Source organism: Halopseudomonas sp. (genome assembly GCF_047631575.1).
Lineage (GTDB): Bacteria > Pseudomonadota > Gammaproteobacteria > Pseudomonadales > Pseudomonadaceae > Halopseudomonas.
Window position 1 is genome coordinate 37489 of sequence record NZ_JBLIAB010000007.1, and the last position, 14364, is coordinate 51852.

Genomic DNA, 14364 nt, shown 5'->3' on the forward strand with positions numbered 1-14364 from the left:
TGTAAGCGCCCCTCCAAATTCAGGATTTTTCACCAAAAACCTATACATATTTATTATTATGCCTACCTTTTATCTAGCTTTTTGACGTCAATAATCTAACTTTTTAAACGTCCATCCGCACGCAAACAACGCTGGTACTGAGTGAACGTAAATCCTCAATCTTCTGAATAAAAAGAACTTTAATTAAGAGCCAAGATAAAATCTTGTACATTCAAGGTAAATTCACCGCCCCCAGAAATATTGCCCCGCTCTAACAACTCTCTACATTTCCGGTACAGAAGCAAGTCGCCGCCGGTAACATTCGGGGCTGCTGCCGGTCCAGCGTCGAAAGGCTCTGTTGAAAGCACTTTGCTCCGAAAATCCAAGCAAAAAGGCTATGTCTGTGGCACTCAGGGAGGCATCGGCCAAGTACTCGCAGGCCAACTGTTCACGGGTCTGGTCGAGCAACTGGCGCCAGCAAATCTTCCGTTCGGCAAGACGCCGTTGCAGGCTGCGAACCGACAGATGCAACTGAATGGCAATACGCGCCAAAGTTACACGCCCCTCTGGCAGACAGTGAATCAGTGCCTGTTGTACAGCGCGGTCTATCTCACCCGTATCCGGTGCTTCGCGCAGCAGAACCTGAGCCTGACTGTCCAGCAAAGCGCGCAGATAAGGGTCGCTGCCGGGCAGTCGGCTATCAAGACTTTCTAGGGGCAAAACAACGGCCGTTTCAGGCGCTGAAAAGTGGACCTTACAGGCAAAAAACGCTTCGTAAGCCTGCCCTTCCAACGGGTGACCAGGTGGGGCAAAAGCAAAGCTGACAGACTCAAGGACAAAGAGGTTACCTAGCAAGCGGCGCTGAAAGGCTACCAACGCTGCTATGGCAACCGTATCAGCGAGTCTGCCTGTGGAGGCTGAAGCCGGCCAGCACAAGCGAACATGCGAGCCGTCTATCTCTACCGTGGCCAGATTCGTACCATAGAACAGGCGCTCATAGCGGCGATAGGCCTGCATGGCCTCTCCCAGAGTAGCGCTAGCCAAAATCAGATAGCCAAGCACCCCTAGATGACGCGGCGCCACCATCGCACCTACAGCCAATGCCTGTGCGGTTAGTTCGGGCCGCATTTGCAGTGCCTGTTCGAGTAACTCTGTCCACAGCGTTAGAGGCACCGCATCTACCGGCCGGCGACTGCAAAGTAGTGCACGCACCCTTGGCGCGGGCAGCCCCTGATGATCCAGCCAGTCCGCCAACAGCTGGACCCAGGCCCCGGTTACGCGCAACGGCGTCATGATTAACTTACATCCTGTTTGGCGCATTAAGTCAAAATAATGGCATAAATAGTCAATTTTTACAGCCCCAGCCGTAGCAAGCTACAGGTTGAGTCTCACCTTTATATGGATAACCCCATGAACTGGGCTTCCGCTTTTAACAGCGTGTATGTCGATAGTGGTCTAGCGAGTCTGATCAGCGTCTTGCCGGACTGGCTAGCCATGGATGAGCGTCAGTTGATTTTCATGCTGGCAACACCGGTCTTCATCGGCGTATTTGTCTGGGAGTTCTACAAGATCCGCCATGACCCCCGCCTGGTGGATGGCAAGGAATCGGTGCGCAATTTCATGCTCGGCGCGGGCTATCAGACTACCGAGCTGCTGTTCGCCGGTTTGATCGCCTTCCCCATCTATGCACTGGCTTATCATTATCGGCTCTGGGACATTCCTCTGACGCCTTTGACCGGGTTATTACTCTGGTTGTTGACCGATTTCTGCTTCTACTGGATGCATCGCTCATCACATCGCGTGCGCTGGTTGTGGGCCGCCCATGTTACGCATCACTCCTCCGAACGCATGAACTTTTCAACCGCGATGCGCCAAAATGCCACCAACATCTTCAACGGTGGCTGGCTGTTCTACGTACCCCTGGCGTTGCTCGGGTTCAACCCGGTCTGGATCGGTGTATGCTACGCGTTATCGCTGGTATATCAGTTCTTCATTCACACCACACTAGTTGGCCGATTGCATCCAGGTATCGAATTTCTATTCAATACTCCCAACCATCACCGGGTCCATCATGGGCGCAACACTGCTTATATCGATACCAATTACGGAGGAGTGTTCATTATCTTCGATCGACTGTTCGGCACCTTCACCCAAGAAAGAGCCGACCAACCCATAGAGTATGGAATCACCCGGCCTGTGGATGGAGACAGCTTGCTGATCAGCTGGCTGCATGAATATCGAGACTTGTTCCGCGACATGGCGTGCAGCGGACCTCTGCTGCAAAGGCTTCAACACCTGTGGCGCCCACCGGAGTGGGAACGCGACAGCGCCAACAAAGAAGCTGAAATCCAATCAGAGCAATCGCATCCACACGGGCGTTCGCATCTGGATTGACGTCTATGCGGATAGAGCGCTAACGGCGGGGAATCGCATAGGTACCGGTTGCGTGCGCCACCGGATCGGACGAACCTTCGGAATAAATAAAGACATCGCCAATCGCCAGGGTCTTGCCTACTTTCAGTAGCGTGCACTCCCCGATAATATCGCGTCCAGCCGCGGGCTTGCGCAGGAAATTGATATTCAGATTAGTCGTGACCGCCAGCGGGACTATGCCGATACTACCCAGAATCGCCGCATACAGGGCGACATCTGCGGTGGTCATCATGACCGGGCCGGATACCGTGCCGCCGGGCCGAAGCTCGTGAATCCCGATACTGTGACGTACTCGAGCGGTACCCTCACCCAAAGCCTCCACCGACACCTTCACTTGAGTAAACTCACGGCAAAAAAAAGCGTTCAGTTCTTCGACGGTAGGCTTGTCCATATATCACTCCATGATCAAATGCTGAAAAACGACAGCATGCACAGAGTCGCCCTATCGAGCCAGCACGAGCACCCGCGCTGGCTGATCAGGCCGCCAGCCTGGCTGCTATAGCGCACGCCGCACAATATCGCGAACCAGCTACCGATCCGAGCAAGACACCCTGCGCGCATCGGGTATGTTGGCCAGCGCCTCAAAACCAAGTGCGCGCACGGCAGGCAACTCGTCAGGGCTGACTTTGAATATGCCGATATTACCGTCCGGAGATCCACACATGGCCGTATACACTTTGCCATCGACCCCACAGCTGGCGTTGGCAAAAGCAACACCGACTGCGACCAACTGATCCTTCATCTGTTCAAGACTTGCCCCATCCTTTTCACACTGGGTAGAGCCTGCATCCAGGTAAATGTCGATGGCCATTTCAAGCGTCGAACCGGCTTCGCCGCAAGCGGCAATTGAAAGCAACCAAACGGCAATAACGCTCCGCCTATACATGAGCGCGCCTCCAAGCTTCGGGTGCTCTGCAAGCGCACAGGTAATTTGTAACACATGCCGCTCCCCCGAAGCCTGCTCTTCCCTTAAGCTAATGATAGATGAACAAGCCAGATCGGGCTTTTCAGCCACCCTAGAAAGGAGGTTAATACCATGTTTGGCCTATTCAAGACCGACCCGGTCAAAAAGCTACGCAAGGATTACAATGCCAAGCTGGAAGCGGCAATGAATGCCCAGCGTAATGGAGACATTCGCACCTACTCGACTCTCACCCAGGAGGCCGATGCCCTATGGCGTGAGCTTGAGCCTCTCGAAAAGGCCCAGCACTAGTAAGTATCTAGACGTTAACCTACAGGGGAGTCTCATCCGGGGTCAGCATTCATTACTTGAATATCTGATTGCACGCGCACAGGGTTCATCAATGGATTATGCTTTGATCGGTGCTGCCACATAACCGACGACAACCCCAAAGGTCGGCCCTTGAAAACGCCGAGAACTCCCGACACCTACTTCGGCAATCTGTCTGGATACAACTTTGCACCGCATTATCTGATGGTGGATGACACCGAGGGTAGCGAACTGCGGGTACATTATCTGGACGAAGGTCCAAAGAATGCCGACCCGATACTGCTGCTCCACGGGGAGCCATCCTGGTGTTACCTGTATCGCAAGATGATCCCAATACTCACTGCAGCAGGACACCGCGTAATTGCCCCTGACCTGCCCGGCTTCGGCCAATCGGACAAGCCGGCGGCGCGCACCGACTACACCATGCTTCCCACTGGCGACCACGATCCGGGCGAGGGTTTCTTCAAACGGCGGCAGTTCTCCAAACAAACGCCGCAGTTCCATGTTGGCGGCCTCATCAAGGGGGGACTACCACCGAGCTGTCCCAAGCGATGATCGATGCCTGCAACTCACCCTACCCCAACGAGTCATACTATGGTGACGGCTGCGGAGCACCATTTGCTGCGAGAACCCTGGGGTAGCTGGCGGGTGACCCTGTTCTGGGACGATGCGGAACAGGGGGCGCGGGACTTCACCGATGAGCATAACGTCGAGCCAAACGCTCCTTCTCAGAAGGCAGCACATTCAGCTTGGAGAAATCCCCATCCGCCCAGGCCACAACGCGCTTGTCCATTATGGCAAACCACAGGGGCGGAATCAGCGCAATACCGAACATCAGAGGGTAGCCGCTTGGCAATTCCGGCAGGTTGTCAAAGTTACGCAGGCTCTGGTAGCGGCGCGCAGCATTCGCGTGGTGATCGGAATGTCGCTGGAGATTGAATAAAATCAGGTTGGACATGATGCGGTTCGAGTTCCACGAGTGGTGTGGCTGGCATCGTTCATAGCGGCCGTTTTCTAGCTTTTGCCTTAGCAACCCATAGTGCTCGACGTAATTGGCGCTGGTCAAAATACCAAACCAACCCCAAAGCGCCTGCAGGAACAGGAAGGGCAACATAATCCAGCCGAAGGCCACTATCAGGCCTACATATAAAATGGACGTTATCAGTGCGGGTTGCAGCACCTCATTATCGAGCGTCCAGGGCCCCCGCCCGCTTTTTGCCAGGCGTGCTTTCTCGGACGCCCAGGCCCGACGCACAGCGTTGGGAATTTCCCAGCTTGCGAAAGCATAAATGGACTGGCCCATCTTGGCGCTCGCAGGGTCAATGGGGGTAGCCACATCAACGTGATGGCCGCGGTTGTGTTCGATCAGAAAGTGGCCATAGCCGACCACTGCCAGCACTATCTTTGCTAGCCAGCGTTCCAGTGTTGTTTTCTTGTGGCCGAGCTCGTGCCCGGTATTAATTGCCAGGCCATTGACCACACCGACAGAGAGAGCCAGCCCGAGCAAGGCATGCCACGGCAGGTTTTGTGTGCCTATTACATAGGCGGTGTAAATCAGTGTGAAGTAGTGAATAGGTACCGTCAGGTAGGTCAACACCCGATAGTAGGCATCTTTTTCGAGTTGCGGTACAACTTCTTCTGGCGGATTACTTGAATCGGTGGGTAGCAAATGATCGAGAATCGGAACCAGGCCATACCAGACTATCAACGTCCCCCAGAACCAAGCCACTTGGCCGGAACTTGCAGCTATCCAGCAGGAAATCACTGGCATCAGTGGCCAGAATAAGGAAAGAGACCACAGCCAGCGGCGACGATCAGTGTAGGTTATTGGGTTACCATCGGCGGACTTAGCGTGAAAAGACATGTTAGTGTTCCTCTAAGATCGACATATTTATCGACTTTCTTGAACTTTAAGTTGGCACGGAGACGATTTTTTTGTCAAATTCATAATATTCGCATATTCAATGAGTTTTTGTCATGACCGAGTCTATCCGCCAGCTCCGCCACGTACTCGCCCTGTGTGAGCATCGCAACTATCGGCGTGCCGCTGAATCTGTGGGCCTGACGCAATCCGCTTTGTCCGTGAGTATCCGCCGTCTTGAGGAAGATTACGGCGTGCCCCTGTTTGAGCGAGGTCACAGCGGCGTCAGCGCAACGGAGTTTGGGGAGATCCTGGCACGCACTGCGCGGGAGACGCTGACCAGAATCGACCAGGCCAGAAGAGAAGTTGAGTTGCTGAGCAATCTCGAAAGTGGCCAGGTCGTCATTGGCTCCGATCCCTGGATGGCTGATGATATCGTCGCCCCCTCTCTCGTCCGGCTATTGCGCAAATACCCCAAATTGCGTTTCCGCTTGCGCACGCACAGTTGGGATGAGCTTCAGGAAGATCTGCTAGCACACAACGTCGACGTGTACGTGGGCTCACCGTTTGAGAATCTTGATGCGAGTATTCGCACCCAGACCTTTGCCCTATCCTCACCAGTGATCATTTGTCGCCACGATCACCCATTGACCTTGCTACCCACGTTGTACGTTAAGGATGTTCTGCCGTACCCGCTGCTGGTGCCCAAACTACCGAGTTGGTACCTGGATTGGCTGGGGCAACAATACAGCACCAACCGCTCAAGCGAAGAGCTTCACGATCTGTTTTTGCGATCGGAAGACCTGACAGTCATCAGACGCATCGTGCGCGAGACTGACGCCGTCACCGCGAGTCTGGTCAACACCTTTCCCGCGGACCTGTCGCCGACCGACTTTGCGATGCTCGATATCGCCGATCTGTCCCATATAGCCTCCCCGGGCATTATTGCCACGCGCTCGGACCGGCCTATCGCCGGGGCGACGCAAGGTTTCATTGATGAAGTACTGCGAGAGATAGAAAGCCTGAATGCGCGGCTCGGCACTTCCCCAAGTGAGTAACCCCGTACTGCCTAAGCTTATACCCCTTATGGGGGTACTCCCAACTTAACTAGTGCCTGTCCAGAAAGTGCTGTTTTCAGCGAATCACTCGAACTGCATGCCAGCCCTCGGGTCAGCCAGGGGCTGACCATTTTGCTGCCGATCGCCGCGTGGGTAAAGAATGCACGCTGGCTTACGTGCGGACTTGGTAAAGAGGTTTCCAATGTCAGTGCTCTGGCAGTTCTCACCAACCAACAATTGCGCCAGTGATCCTGGTAAGTCGCGTTGTTAAAAGCGGCCGTCGGGACAGGTTGGCGTGTCAAGCATAGGCCCTGTGATTATCAGCGGAACGCGTGCGCTTGCACTAAGTCCGAATCGATCAATCTCATTGGCTGCTAGCGGCGTCATGCTGCGATGGTCAATACACCATTTGTGAAAAAGTCAGAGTCCAGAAAAGCTTCATAAAAAATGCACGCCGTTGCATCGGCATTGCCAAAAGTCTCCTCGGCCGATGGCTTCATCGTCATAGGATTGATGTAAGGGTGATGGGTCGAGACCGTTTCAATAAGTATGAGATAAGGCGTATCAGGCGCAAGAGCCTGGGTGCTCTGAGGCTGCGCTCATGGCAGACTACTCAATTACATTCGGCTAATACCGTACCTCCCGACTATCGTGCCCAGGTCCAGGCGAAGTTCGTCAGGCGCCTCGGCAATGCTGAATGACCAGGAAATAGTGTTCTCGCCACGTTCTAGCGTACGTGCCTCTGAGTTTTGTTCATTAAAAGAAGTTTCATTGCCAGCCTTGTGAAATAGCTGTGCAGTCGTAGTCTGCGGAGCTTTCAGAGTGACAACCAGCTGATAGTCGCGACCGCCGGCAAGCTCAAAGTTCGGAAATAGTAGTATCGGGTCCTCATTCGCTGCGAGAAGGTTTAACGTGCTCTCACTGAAACTGACTCGAACATTACCCAAATCGAGGGCATTGCCCTGCTTTTCCAGATACGCCAGAACATCCAGCTCCGGAGGAAAGTCCGCATAGCGCTCAGCTTGAGGAAATTGCAGTGCGGCTTCAGTCCAATTGGTCGGCATAAAGCCAGGCCAGAGTTCGGCAAAACGCTGAAACTGCGGGTCACCGGTTACAAGCTCCAGAAACCGGCTATAGAGAGGGGTGTCAGCCACGGAATTGAATGTGTACCGGCTTTGACCCCAGTAGCTAGCGAACTCATGACCCTCCACATAGTCAAACCTTGTATCCTCAAGCCACAAACCTTTGTTGGCGAACGCCAGGTCCCCCGATGTCAAAAACAGGGACTAGTAACCCTGTTTCCGTAACATTCGGGGCAGTGTTTGTTTGAGATTCCAGAAATTCTGGAATGGTGCCCGAGCATTGTATGTTTTAACAGCCGGAATTGGCTGGTAGCCTATCAATAACGCGATCAAGCCCTCGTTGGTAGTGAAGCCATTGGCGTGAAAATTTTTGTTGGCGTGGTATTCTGCTGCGATCTGATCTAACCGCGGTGTCCAGTTATTGAGTACGGAGAAATACTCGCTTTGCCAGGATGACCAGGATTCAATCACTGGCAGAATGATGTCTGGCGCCGCACCAGAACCAGAACCAGAACCAGCCTTAAGGAAGGGGCCAGACAGTTCCCCCTGCTAGTGCCCACTAGCCCGGACAATCCGGCTTCGGAGAAGATCCGAGCTGCCTGGATAGAGCTGGGCAAATTGAATAAACCTTTAATTATGTTATTCAGCGATTCCGATCCAGTGACTGGGGGCAGTGATCGGGTAGTGCAGAAACTCATTCCCGGCACTCAGGGCCAGAAGCACACGACTATAGCTAACGGCGGGCATTTTCTGCAGGAGGACCAGGGTGAAGAAGTGGCCCAGATGCTCGTGGCATTTACCCGCGACAATCCGTAGATAGCCCGCAGTAAGTTGAGCCAATGGATGCTTGCAGACTATGCTGCGCAAACATAAAGCATATACGCTGCCATCCGGCTATTTGAGATACACACGGAGTACCTATGAAGAATATGCAGATCGATATCGTCTCCGATATTGCGTGCCCTTGGTGCGCCATCGGATACGCCCGCCTGGAAAAAGCGATGAAGACCCTGAACAATGAACTGAAATTCGAAGTGCAATGGCACGCCTTCGAACTCAATCCCGACAGCACCTCAGACGGCGAACCCATTTTACAGGCCCTAAGCCGCAAATACGGTCGAAGCGCCGCCGAAATGGAAGCAGCCCAGCGCAATATGATGGACATCGCAGAGGAGCTGGGTCTGAACTTCAGCCTCATGCAGGAAAGGTACACACACAATACCTTCGATGCCCACCGGCTGGTGAAGTGGGCTGGAGAGCAAGATCGACAAACAGACATGAAGATGGCTTTTTTTGAGGCTTATTTTGGTCGGGCCGAGAATATATCCGATGCTGAGGTGCTGATTGGATGCGCTGAAAAAATAGGTCTGGACGGCGCCCAGGCTAAGGCCATCCTCAAATCCGACGCCTATTCAGAGGCGGTACGAGCCGATGAAGCCCGTTACCAACAAGCCGGCGTCTCCGCCGTACCTGCGTTTATCATCAACCAAAGACACCTGATTTCAGGAGCGCAGGAGCCCGACATTCTGGTCAATGCGTTCCGCGAGATTGCCGCCCAAAGTCCTGACGCCTAACCGCTAGACTCTGGCAGAAATGACAAGTGGGGAAATCGCAATCAACCACTAGATCAACGAATCGCTGATAAGCATGCCGTGCAGGACATAGCAGGCTTGCCGGCCTTTCTGAAGCGTCAGCGGGTGGCGGGTTACTATTTGCCAGCCGCAATAGAGTAACTGATTGATGTGACTGCGCAATTCGGACAACTGACGCTGCTTGCGGTCTTCCAATTCGACCACATCGACACCGAGAGGGATCGCAGGAGCAAGCTGACCGGGATGAGATCTTACCAATAGTTGATTGCGCATGTGCATTCTCTATCAAGGTTCCGAGGTAATCGCATCCTGCAAAATCAACCCGCTCATCCTATTGCCACACTGAGCATTTTAGACACTATAGACTGAAAATTAAATCCGCCAAACGAATTGATGAAAATCGGACGCAACGGGCCAATTATCCGACTAGTTGCATCTTGCCTGCGAGGGTTTACCCATTAGCCCTCATGCTTTATCCACGGCCAAAATAACCGCTTGGTTTACCTCTATAAGCATCGTCGCCCTGATCCTATTCGTCCAGACAGAGCCGACCAACGCTCAGGTGGAAACTGAAGCGGCGGTACTAGACTTCGCTGCGCCACCACCACTCACCGTGCCGGTACAGGGCCTCAGGACGCAGGATTTGAATGATAATTATGAACAACCACGTGGTGATGACCGAATTCATGAGGCGCTGGATATCATGGCCCCCAAGGGGACCCCGGTAGTCGCGGTTGAAGATGGCACTATCGTCAAGCTATTTGACAGCGTGCCCGGTGGGCTCACTGTCTACCAGTTATACTGTATCCCATTACGCCTTCAAGACTGAGCGTCCCACACTGACCAAGTGAGCGCAAAAGCTCGGCCAGCAAGGGATCGAGGAATACTGGACAGATGAGAACGAGCTCAGTCTGGATAGCAAAGACACCGGAATCAACGCGTCCTAACGCACTTTGTAAGTATTTTATCCTGCTAAACTTTTGTTCATTGGCGCCGGTTCGTCCATCATGGTGATTAGATCGGTAACAGACAACGAGCGGTCCACCCGCTTTCTGACCAGCATTAACCCGCTCCTACGCAGCTTAATTTGCATGGGTACTGGTTATTCAAGACAGGAATGAAGCCCAAAATTATCCGCGCCCAGCTTTACCGCTGGGGTGTAACACGACGGATCAGCCTCAATCCCCGCAATCAGTTTCAATCGATGGAGACGACAAAGTGAACAACGCAGAACTGCAAGCGCTCAAAGAACGTTACGTGGCCGCCGGCGCGGCCAGCCCGAACGAACAATTTGCCGCCCACGCGACCAATGCCGAATTATGGGATGCGGATGGCAAGCGCATGATCGACTTTGCCGGCGGCATCGGCGTACTCAACGTAGGTCATCGTCACCCCAAGGTCGTCGCTGCGGTAAAAGCGCAGCTAGACCAGCTGATGCATACCTGCCAGACCGTTATGCCCTATGAGGGCTACGTGCGAGTGGCGCAAAAGCTGAGCGAAATCAGCCCAGTGCGTGGCCATGCCAAGGTCATGCTGGCTAACTCGGGTGCCGAAGCCTTGGAAAACGCGGTCAAAATCGCCCGCGCCGCCACTGGTCGCACCAACATCATCTGCTTTGACGGCGGCTACCATGGCCGTACCTTCATGACGATGGCTATGAACGGCAAGGTAAAACCCTACCAGGGTGATTTCGGACCCATGCCGGGCACGGTATTTCGTGCGCCTTATCCAGTGGCATACCACGGCGTGAGTGAAGAGGAGGCTTTGCGCGGCCTGCGCATGACCCTGCGTACCGATGCAGACCCGGAAAATACCGCCGCTATCTTTATCGAGCCAGTACTCGGCGAAGGTGGTTTCTATGCGGCATCACCGAGCTTCCTCCAGGCTATTCGAGAGATTTGCGACGAACACGGCATTCTGATGATTGTCGATGAAGTGCAAAGTGGTTTCGGCCGAACCGGCAAAATGTTCGCGATCGAGCACAGCGGCGTTGAGCCCGATATGATGACCATGGCCAAAAGCATGGCTGATGGCATGCCCATCTCCGCTGTGGTGGGCACCGACAAAGTGATGGACAGCTCGGGCCCGAACTCGCTCGGCGGCACCTACACCGGCAGCCCTGTATCCTGCGCCGCCGTTCTGGCCGTGATGGACATTTTCGAGACTGAGGACATCCTCGGCAAGGCCAATCGTCTAGGCGACAAACTCGCCAAACGTTTCGCCCATTGGCAGGAGACGTTTGAGTTCGTGGATAACTCGCGCAATCTTGGCGCGATGGCCGCGTTTGAACTGGTAACCGACAAGGCCAGCCGCACACCGCGTGCCGATCTGGCTGCAGCGATTACTGCCAAGGCCAAGGAAAACGGACTGATACTGCTGGCCTGTGGCATGCATGCCAACTCCATTCGCTTTCTGATGCCGGTCACCATCGAGGATGAAGTGCTCGAGGAAGGGCTGGATATCATTGAAAAAGTGCTCGGCGAACTAAAAGCCTGATCGCAAGCGGTGAAGCAATAGTAAAAAGCCGTAGCAATTACTGGGCTACCCCCATTTGGAGGTCAGTTCATTTGCTACGGTTTTTTCGTATCAACCCTACCCTTCTCAGGTCCCGCAAAAGGTATTCAACACTCGCTGTTCAGCGGCGGGGGGCCGGGCATAATGAGCATCTGCCAACTGGAAGTCGCAGGGGGCACCCAGACGTTCGACGAGCTGGTGAAAAGGACGCAAATCATTTTCATCGACTGCCTTGCGTATGACCTCTTCGACCAGATGATTGCGCGCAATGAACGCCGGATTGAGCGCCAGCATCTGCTCCTGGCGTTGCACCGCGGTGGTTTCTTCTCGCGCCAGCAGCGCTCGCCACTTCTCAGCCCAAAGGGCAAGATTGTCGGGCAGCTCGAAAATATCCGCTACGCTCTCAAACCCCAGATGGGGGCTGGCTATCTCTGCCAGGCGGCGAAACGTCAGTGTGTAATCCGCCTGAGCTGCAGCCATGAGCTCAAGCAACTCCGCTATCAGAATAACACTGGCCTCGCTGTTCCTGTTCAATCCGAGCTTTTTTGCCATCAGCTCGTTGTACGCTGAATGGTAAAGCGTCACGTAACCATCGATCGCCTGCTGAGCAGCCTCAATCGCTGCGTCCTCATCAGGGTCCAACAGCGGAAGCAACACGCGGGCCAGCCAGGCAAGGTTCCATTGGCCTATTGCCGGCTGATTGGCATAAGCGTAGCGCCCACCCCGATCAATCGAACTGAATACCGTATTAGCGTCGTACTCGTCCATGAACGCACAAGGACCGTAATCGATGGTTTCACCCGATACCAGCATATTGTCCGTGTTCATCACCCCGTGAATGAATCCCAGCTGTTGCCACTGGGCAATCAGCTCTGCCTGCTTGGCAATGACGGACTGCAATAAAGCCACATAGGGACGCGCGGCTTTCGCTGATTCTGGATAATGCCGTGCAATAACGTGGTCGGCTAAGGCTCGCACCCCTTCTACGTCGCCAATGCCATCAAAATACTGGAAAGTGCCTATACGTATATGGCTGCTGGATACCCGCGTTAGGATGCCCCCGGGCTGTGGCGACTCGCGCATCACCTGCTCACCGGTTGCTACCGCAGCAAGGCTGCGCGAGGTCGGCACACCCAAAGCAGCCATGGCCTCGCTGACTACGTATTCACGCAGCACCGGGCCCAAAGGCGAGCGACCATCACCTCCACGGGCGAAGGGCGTTCGCCCAGCCCCCTTGAGCTGCAGATCGTAGCGCTTACCATCTGTGCCGATAATTTCACCCAAAAGCACCGCACGGCCGTCACCCAGTCGTGGATTCCATCCACCGAACTGATGACCGGCGTAAGCGGTCGCGATAGGCTCCGAGCCAGGCGCAATATCGTTCCCCGCCAGAATCTGCAGCCCCTGCGCCGACGCCAGCCATTCAGTGGATATTCCAAGCTGCGCAGCCAGCGCATGGTTAACGCGAATCAGCTGCGGAGCACTAACAGGTGTGGGCTTCTGGTGTGCATAGAACTGCTCCGGGAGCTTGACGTAGGTATTGTCGAAGTGCGGACTGGTGAGCTGAATCATGAATTGCTCCGGTGACGAATTAAGCCCTCAGGATACGTGAACAAAAGGGCCATGGAAAAACCCGGGGGCCGGTAATGTGTGACTAATGTCGCGAGACTTCCTATGCTCTAGTAAGTTTACCCCGAAAAATTCACCCGCTATCTGGAGATGTCTGCGCAATGCAATTACTGAGGCCGGCCAGCATTGGTTTAAAAACGCGCCTTTTTCAGATTATTTTCGAGTCAGATACTCCTCTAGGCAAAGGCTTTGATATCGCTCTGGCTGCGATGATTCTATTGAGTGTGGCGGTGGTGCTACTCGATAGCGTTCAGCCCTTCCATGAACGCTACGGCGAGATTTTCTATTACGCCGAATGGGTTGCCACCACGCTGTTCACCATTGAGATCGGCTTGCGTATCTACTGCCTGGAAAAGCCACTGCAGTACCTGAAGAGTTTTTACGGCGTGATAGATCTACTGGCTGTGCTACCCACCTGGTTGGCGCTGTTTCTACCCGGAGCAGAGACCTTGGTGGTGATACGCCTGTTGAGAACCTTGCGGCTGTTTCGGGTTCTGGAAATGATGTCTCTGGTGGGCCAGGGCAACCTACTGATGGATGCACTGCGTCGAAGTCGCGGTCAGATCATACTCTTCCTGTTTTCCGTCATGATGCTGGTAACCATTTTTTCTTCCATCCTGTATTTAATCGAACCCGCCGAAGCCGGCTTTACCAGCATACCCACGGCCATCTACTGGGGCATCGTCACCTTGACCACCGTCGGTTACGGCGACATAACACCGGTCACGCCGCTGGGCCAATTCATATCCATTATGATCATGTTGACCGGCTACTCGATCATTGCCTTGCCGGTCGGTGTTTTCTCCGCCGACGTCCTACGGACATTACGCGATGAGAGGTACTCGGACGAAGCCTGTCCCGGTTGTGGCAAACACCAGCACGAGAAGGATGCCCGGTACTGCAAGTTCTGCGGCACCTGGCTTGACGAGGAGAAGCAAAGCCCCAAACAGGGAAAGGCACCTCCGCACGACCACTAGCGCTCTCG

General features: G+C 54.2%; 17 protein-coding genes. 9 read left to right on the plus strand and 8 right to left on the minus strand.

The genetic code is table 11. From position 1 onward, the window contains the following. Positions 1-261 precede the first annotated feature (261 nt). Positions 262-1272, minus strand: coding sequence for an AraC family transcriptional regulator ligand-binding domain-containing protein (locus ACJAXR_RS12680; protein WP_415058641.1), 1011 nt, complete (start codon positions 1270-1272; stop codon positions 262-264). A gap of 117 nt (positions 1273-1389) precedes the next feature. Here ACJAXR_RS12680 and ACJAXR_RS12685 point away from each other — a divergent pair, with 117 nt between their 5' ends. Next, a complete protein-coding gene (locus ACJAXR_RS12685; RefSeq protein WP_415058642.1) occupies positions 1390-2373 on the plus strand; it encodes a sterol desaturase family protein in 984 nt (327 codons plus the stop codon). A gap of 19 nt (positions 2374-2392) precedes the next feature. Here ACJAXR_RS12685 and ACJAXR_RS12690 read toward each other — a convergent pair whose 3' ends face one another. After that, a complete protein-coding gene (locus tag ACJAXR_RS12690) occupies positions 2393-2803 on the minus strand; it encodes a PaaI family thioesterase (protein WP_415058643.1) in 411 nt (136 codons plus the stop codon). A 138-nt stretch (positions 2804-2941) separates the two neighbouring features. Continuing rightward, on the minus strand, positions 2942-3298 hold the full coding sequence (locus ACJAXR_RS12695) for a hypothetical protein (RefSeq protein ID WP_415058644.1): 357 nt from the start codon (positions 3296-3298) through the stop codon (positions 2942-2944). Positions 3299-3448: 150 nt separating this feature from the next. Here ACJAXR_RS12695 and ACJAXR_RS12700 point away from each other — a divergent pair, with 150 nt between their 5' ends. Further along, on the plus strand, positions 3449-3625 hold the full coding sequence (locus tag ACJAXR_RS12700) for a DUF6435 family protein (protein ID WP_415058645.1): 177 nt from the start codon (positions 3449-3451) through the stop codon (positions 3623-3625). A 150-nt stretch (positions 3626-3775) separates the two neighbouring features. Then, a complete protein-coding gene (locus ACJAXR_RS12705; RefSeq protein ID WP_415058646.1) occupies positions 3776-4198 on the plus strand; it encodes an alpha/beta fold hydrolase in 423 nt (140 codons plus the stop codon). 136 nt (positions 4199-4334) lie between these two features. Here ACJAXR_RS12705 and ACJAXR_RS12710 read toward each other — a convergent pair whose 3' ends face one another. After that, positions 4335-5507: an alkane 1-monooxygenase gene (locus ACJAXR_RS12710; RefSeq protein ID WP_415058647.1), complete on the minus strand. Its 1173-nt coding sequence runs from the start codon at positions 5505-5507 to the stop codon at positions 4335-4337. A gap of 113 nt (positions 5508-5620) precedes the next feature. Between ACJAXR_RS12710 and ACJAXR_RS12715 the strand changes: the two genes are divergently transcribed. Next, a complete protein-coding gene (locus ACJAXR_RS12715; RefSeq protein WP_415058648.1) occupies positions 5621-6562 on the plus strand; it encodes a LysR family transcriptional regulator in 942 nt (313 codons plus the stop codon). A gap of 617 nt (positions 6563-7179) precedes the next feature. Here ACJAXR_RS12715 and ACJAXR_RS12720 read toward each other — a convergent pair. After that, on the minus strand, positions 7180-7716 hold the full coding sequence (locus ACJAXR_RS12720; protein WP_415058649.1) for a hypothetical protein: 537 nt from the start codon (positions 7714-7716) through the stop codon (positions 7180-7182). A gap of 132 nt (positions 7717-7848) precedes the next feature. Then, on the minus strand, positions 7849-8184 hold the full coding sequence (locus tag ACJAXR_RS12725; RefSeq protein WP_415058722.1) for a sulfatase-like hydrolase/transferase: 336 nt from the start codon (positions 8182-8184) through the stop codon (positions 7849-7851). A 78-nt stretch (positions 8185-8262) separates the two neighbouring features. Between ACJAXR_RS12725 and ACJAXR_RS12730 the strand changes: the two genes are divergently transcribed. Both ACJAXR_RS12730 and ACJAXR_RS12735 read left to right on the plus strand, forming a co-directional pair. Then, a complete protein-coding gene (locus ACJAXR_RS12730; RefSeq protein WP_415058650.1) occupies positions 8263-8460 on the plus strand; it encodes a hypothetical protein in 198 nt (65 codons plus the stop codon). 104 nt (positions 8461-8564) lie between these two features. Continuing rightward, the gene (locus tag ACJAXR_RS12735) at positions 8565-9218 is read left to right on the plus strand and encodes a DsbA family oxidoreductase (protein ID WP_415058651.1); all 654 of its coding nucleotides are present in this window, start codon (positions 8565-8567) and stop codon (positions 9216-9218) included. 48 nt (positions 9219-9266) lie between these two features. On the opposite strand, the gene ACJAXR_RS12740 is transcribed toward ACJAXR_RS12735, so the two are convergent. After that, entirely contained in the window at positions 9267-9509 is a 243-nt protein-coding gene (locus tag ACJAXR_RS12740) for a hypothetical protein (protein ID WP_415058652.1), read from the minus strand. A gap of 370 nt (positions 9510-9879) precedes the next feature. Here ACJAXR_RS12740 and ACJAXR_RS12745 point away from each other — a divergent pair, with 370 nt between their 5' ends. Together ACJAXR_RS12745 and gabT are read left to right on the plus strand one after the other, a co-directional pair. After that, a complete protein-coding gene (locus tag ACJAXR_RS12745) occupies positions 9880-10065 on the plus strand; it encodes a hypothetical protein (RefSeq protein ID WP_415058653.1) in 186 nt (61 codons plus the stop codon). A gap of 389 nt (positions 10066-10454) precedes the next feature. Next, positions 10455-11732, plus strand: a complete 1278-nt coding sequence (gene gabT, locus ACJAXR_RS12750) for a 4-aminobutyrate--2-oxoglutarate transaminase (RefSeq protein ID WP_415058654.1) — start codon at positions 10455-10457, stop codon at positions 11730-11732. A gap of 105 nt (positions 11733-11837) precedes the next feature. Here gabT and ACJAXR_RS12755 read toward each other — a convergent pair whose 3' ends face one another. After that, positions 11838-13322, minus strand: a complete 1485-nt coding sequence (locus ACJAXR_RS12755) for a protein adenylyltransferase SelO (RefSeq protein WP_415058655.1) — start codon at positions 13320-13322, stop codon at positions 11838-11840. Positions 13323-13480: 158 nt separating this feature from the next. On the opposite strand from ACJAXR_RS12755, the gene ACJAXR_RS12760 reads away from it, so the two are divergent. Next, positions 13481-14356, plus strand: a complete 876-nt coding sequence (locus tag ACJAXR_RS12760; RefSeq protein ID WP_415058656.1) for an ion transporter — start codon at positions 13481-13483, stop codon at positions 14354-14356. The last annotated feature ends 8 nt before the right edge of the window (positions 14357-14364 follow it).

Coding starts and splice junctions, on each gene's coding strand:
- ACJAXR_RS12680 (WP_415058641.1), bottom strand. CDS start 1,272: ATGACGCCGTTGCGCGTAACCGGGGCCTGGGTCCAGCTGTTGGCGGAC.
- ACJAXR_RS12685 (WP_415058642.1), top strand. CDS start 1,390: ATGAACTGGGCTTCCGCTTTTAACAGCGTGTATGTCGATAGTGGTCTA.
- ACJAXR_RS12690 (WP_415058643.1), bottom strand. CDS start 2,803: ATGGACAAGCCTACCGTCGAAGAACTGAACGCTTTTTTTTGCCGTGAG.
- ACJAXR_RS12695 (WP_415058644.1), bottom strand. CDS start 3,298: ATGTATAGGCGGAGCGTTATTGCCGTTTGGTTGCTTTCAATTGCCGCT.
- ACJAXR_RS12700 (WP_415058645.1), top strand. CDS start 3,449: ATGTTTGGCCTATTCAAGACCGACCCGGTCAAAAAGCTACGCAAGGAT.
- ACJAXR_RS12710 (WP_415058647.1), bottom strand. CDS start 5,507: ATGTCTTTTCACGCTAAGTCCGCCGATGGTAACCCAATAACCTACACT.
- ACJAXR_RS12715 (WP_415058648.1), top strand. CDS start 5,621: ATGACCGAGTCTATCCGCCAGCTCCGCCACGTACTCGCCCTGTGTGAG.
- ACJAXR_RS12735 (WP_415058651.1), top strand. CDS start 8,565: ATGAAGAATATGCAGATCGATATCGTCTCCGATATTGCGTGCCCTTGG.
- ACJAXR_RS12740 (WP_415058652.1), bottom strand. CDS start 9,509: ATGCGCAATCAACTATTGGTAAGATCTCATCCCGGTCAGCTTGCTCCT.
- ACJAXR_RS12755 (WP_415058655.1), bottom strand. CDS start 13,322: ATGATTCAGCTCACCAGTCCGCACTTCGACAATACCTACGTCAAGCTC.
- ACJAXR_RS12760 (WP_415058656.1), top strand. CDS start 13,481: ATGCAATTACTGAGGCCGGCCAGCATTGGTTTAAAAACGCGCCTTTTT.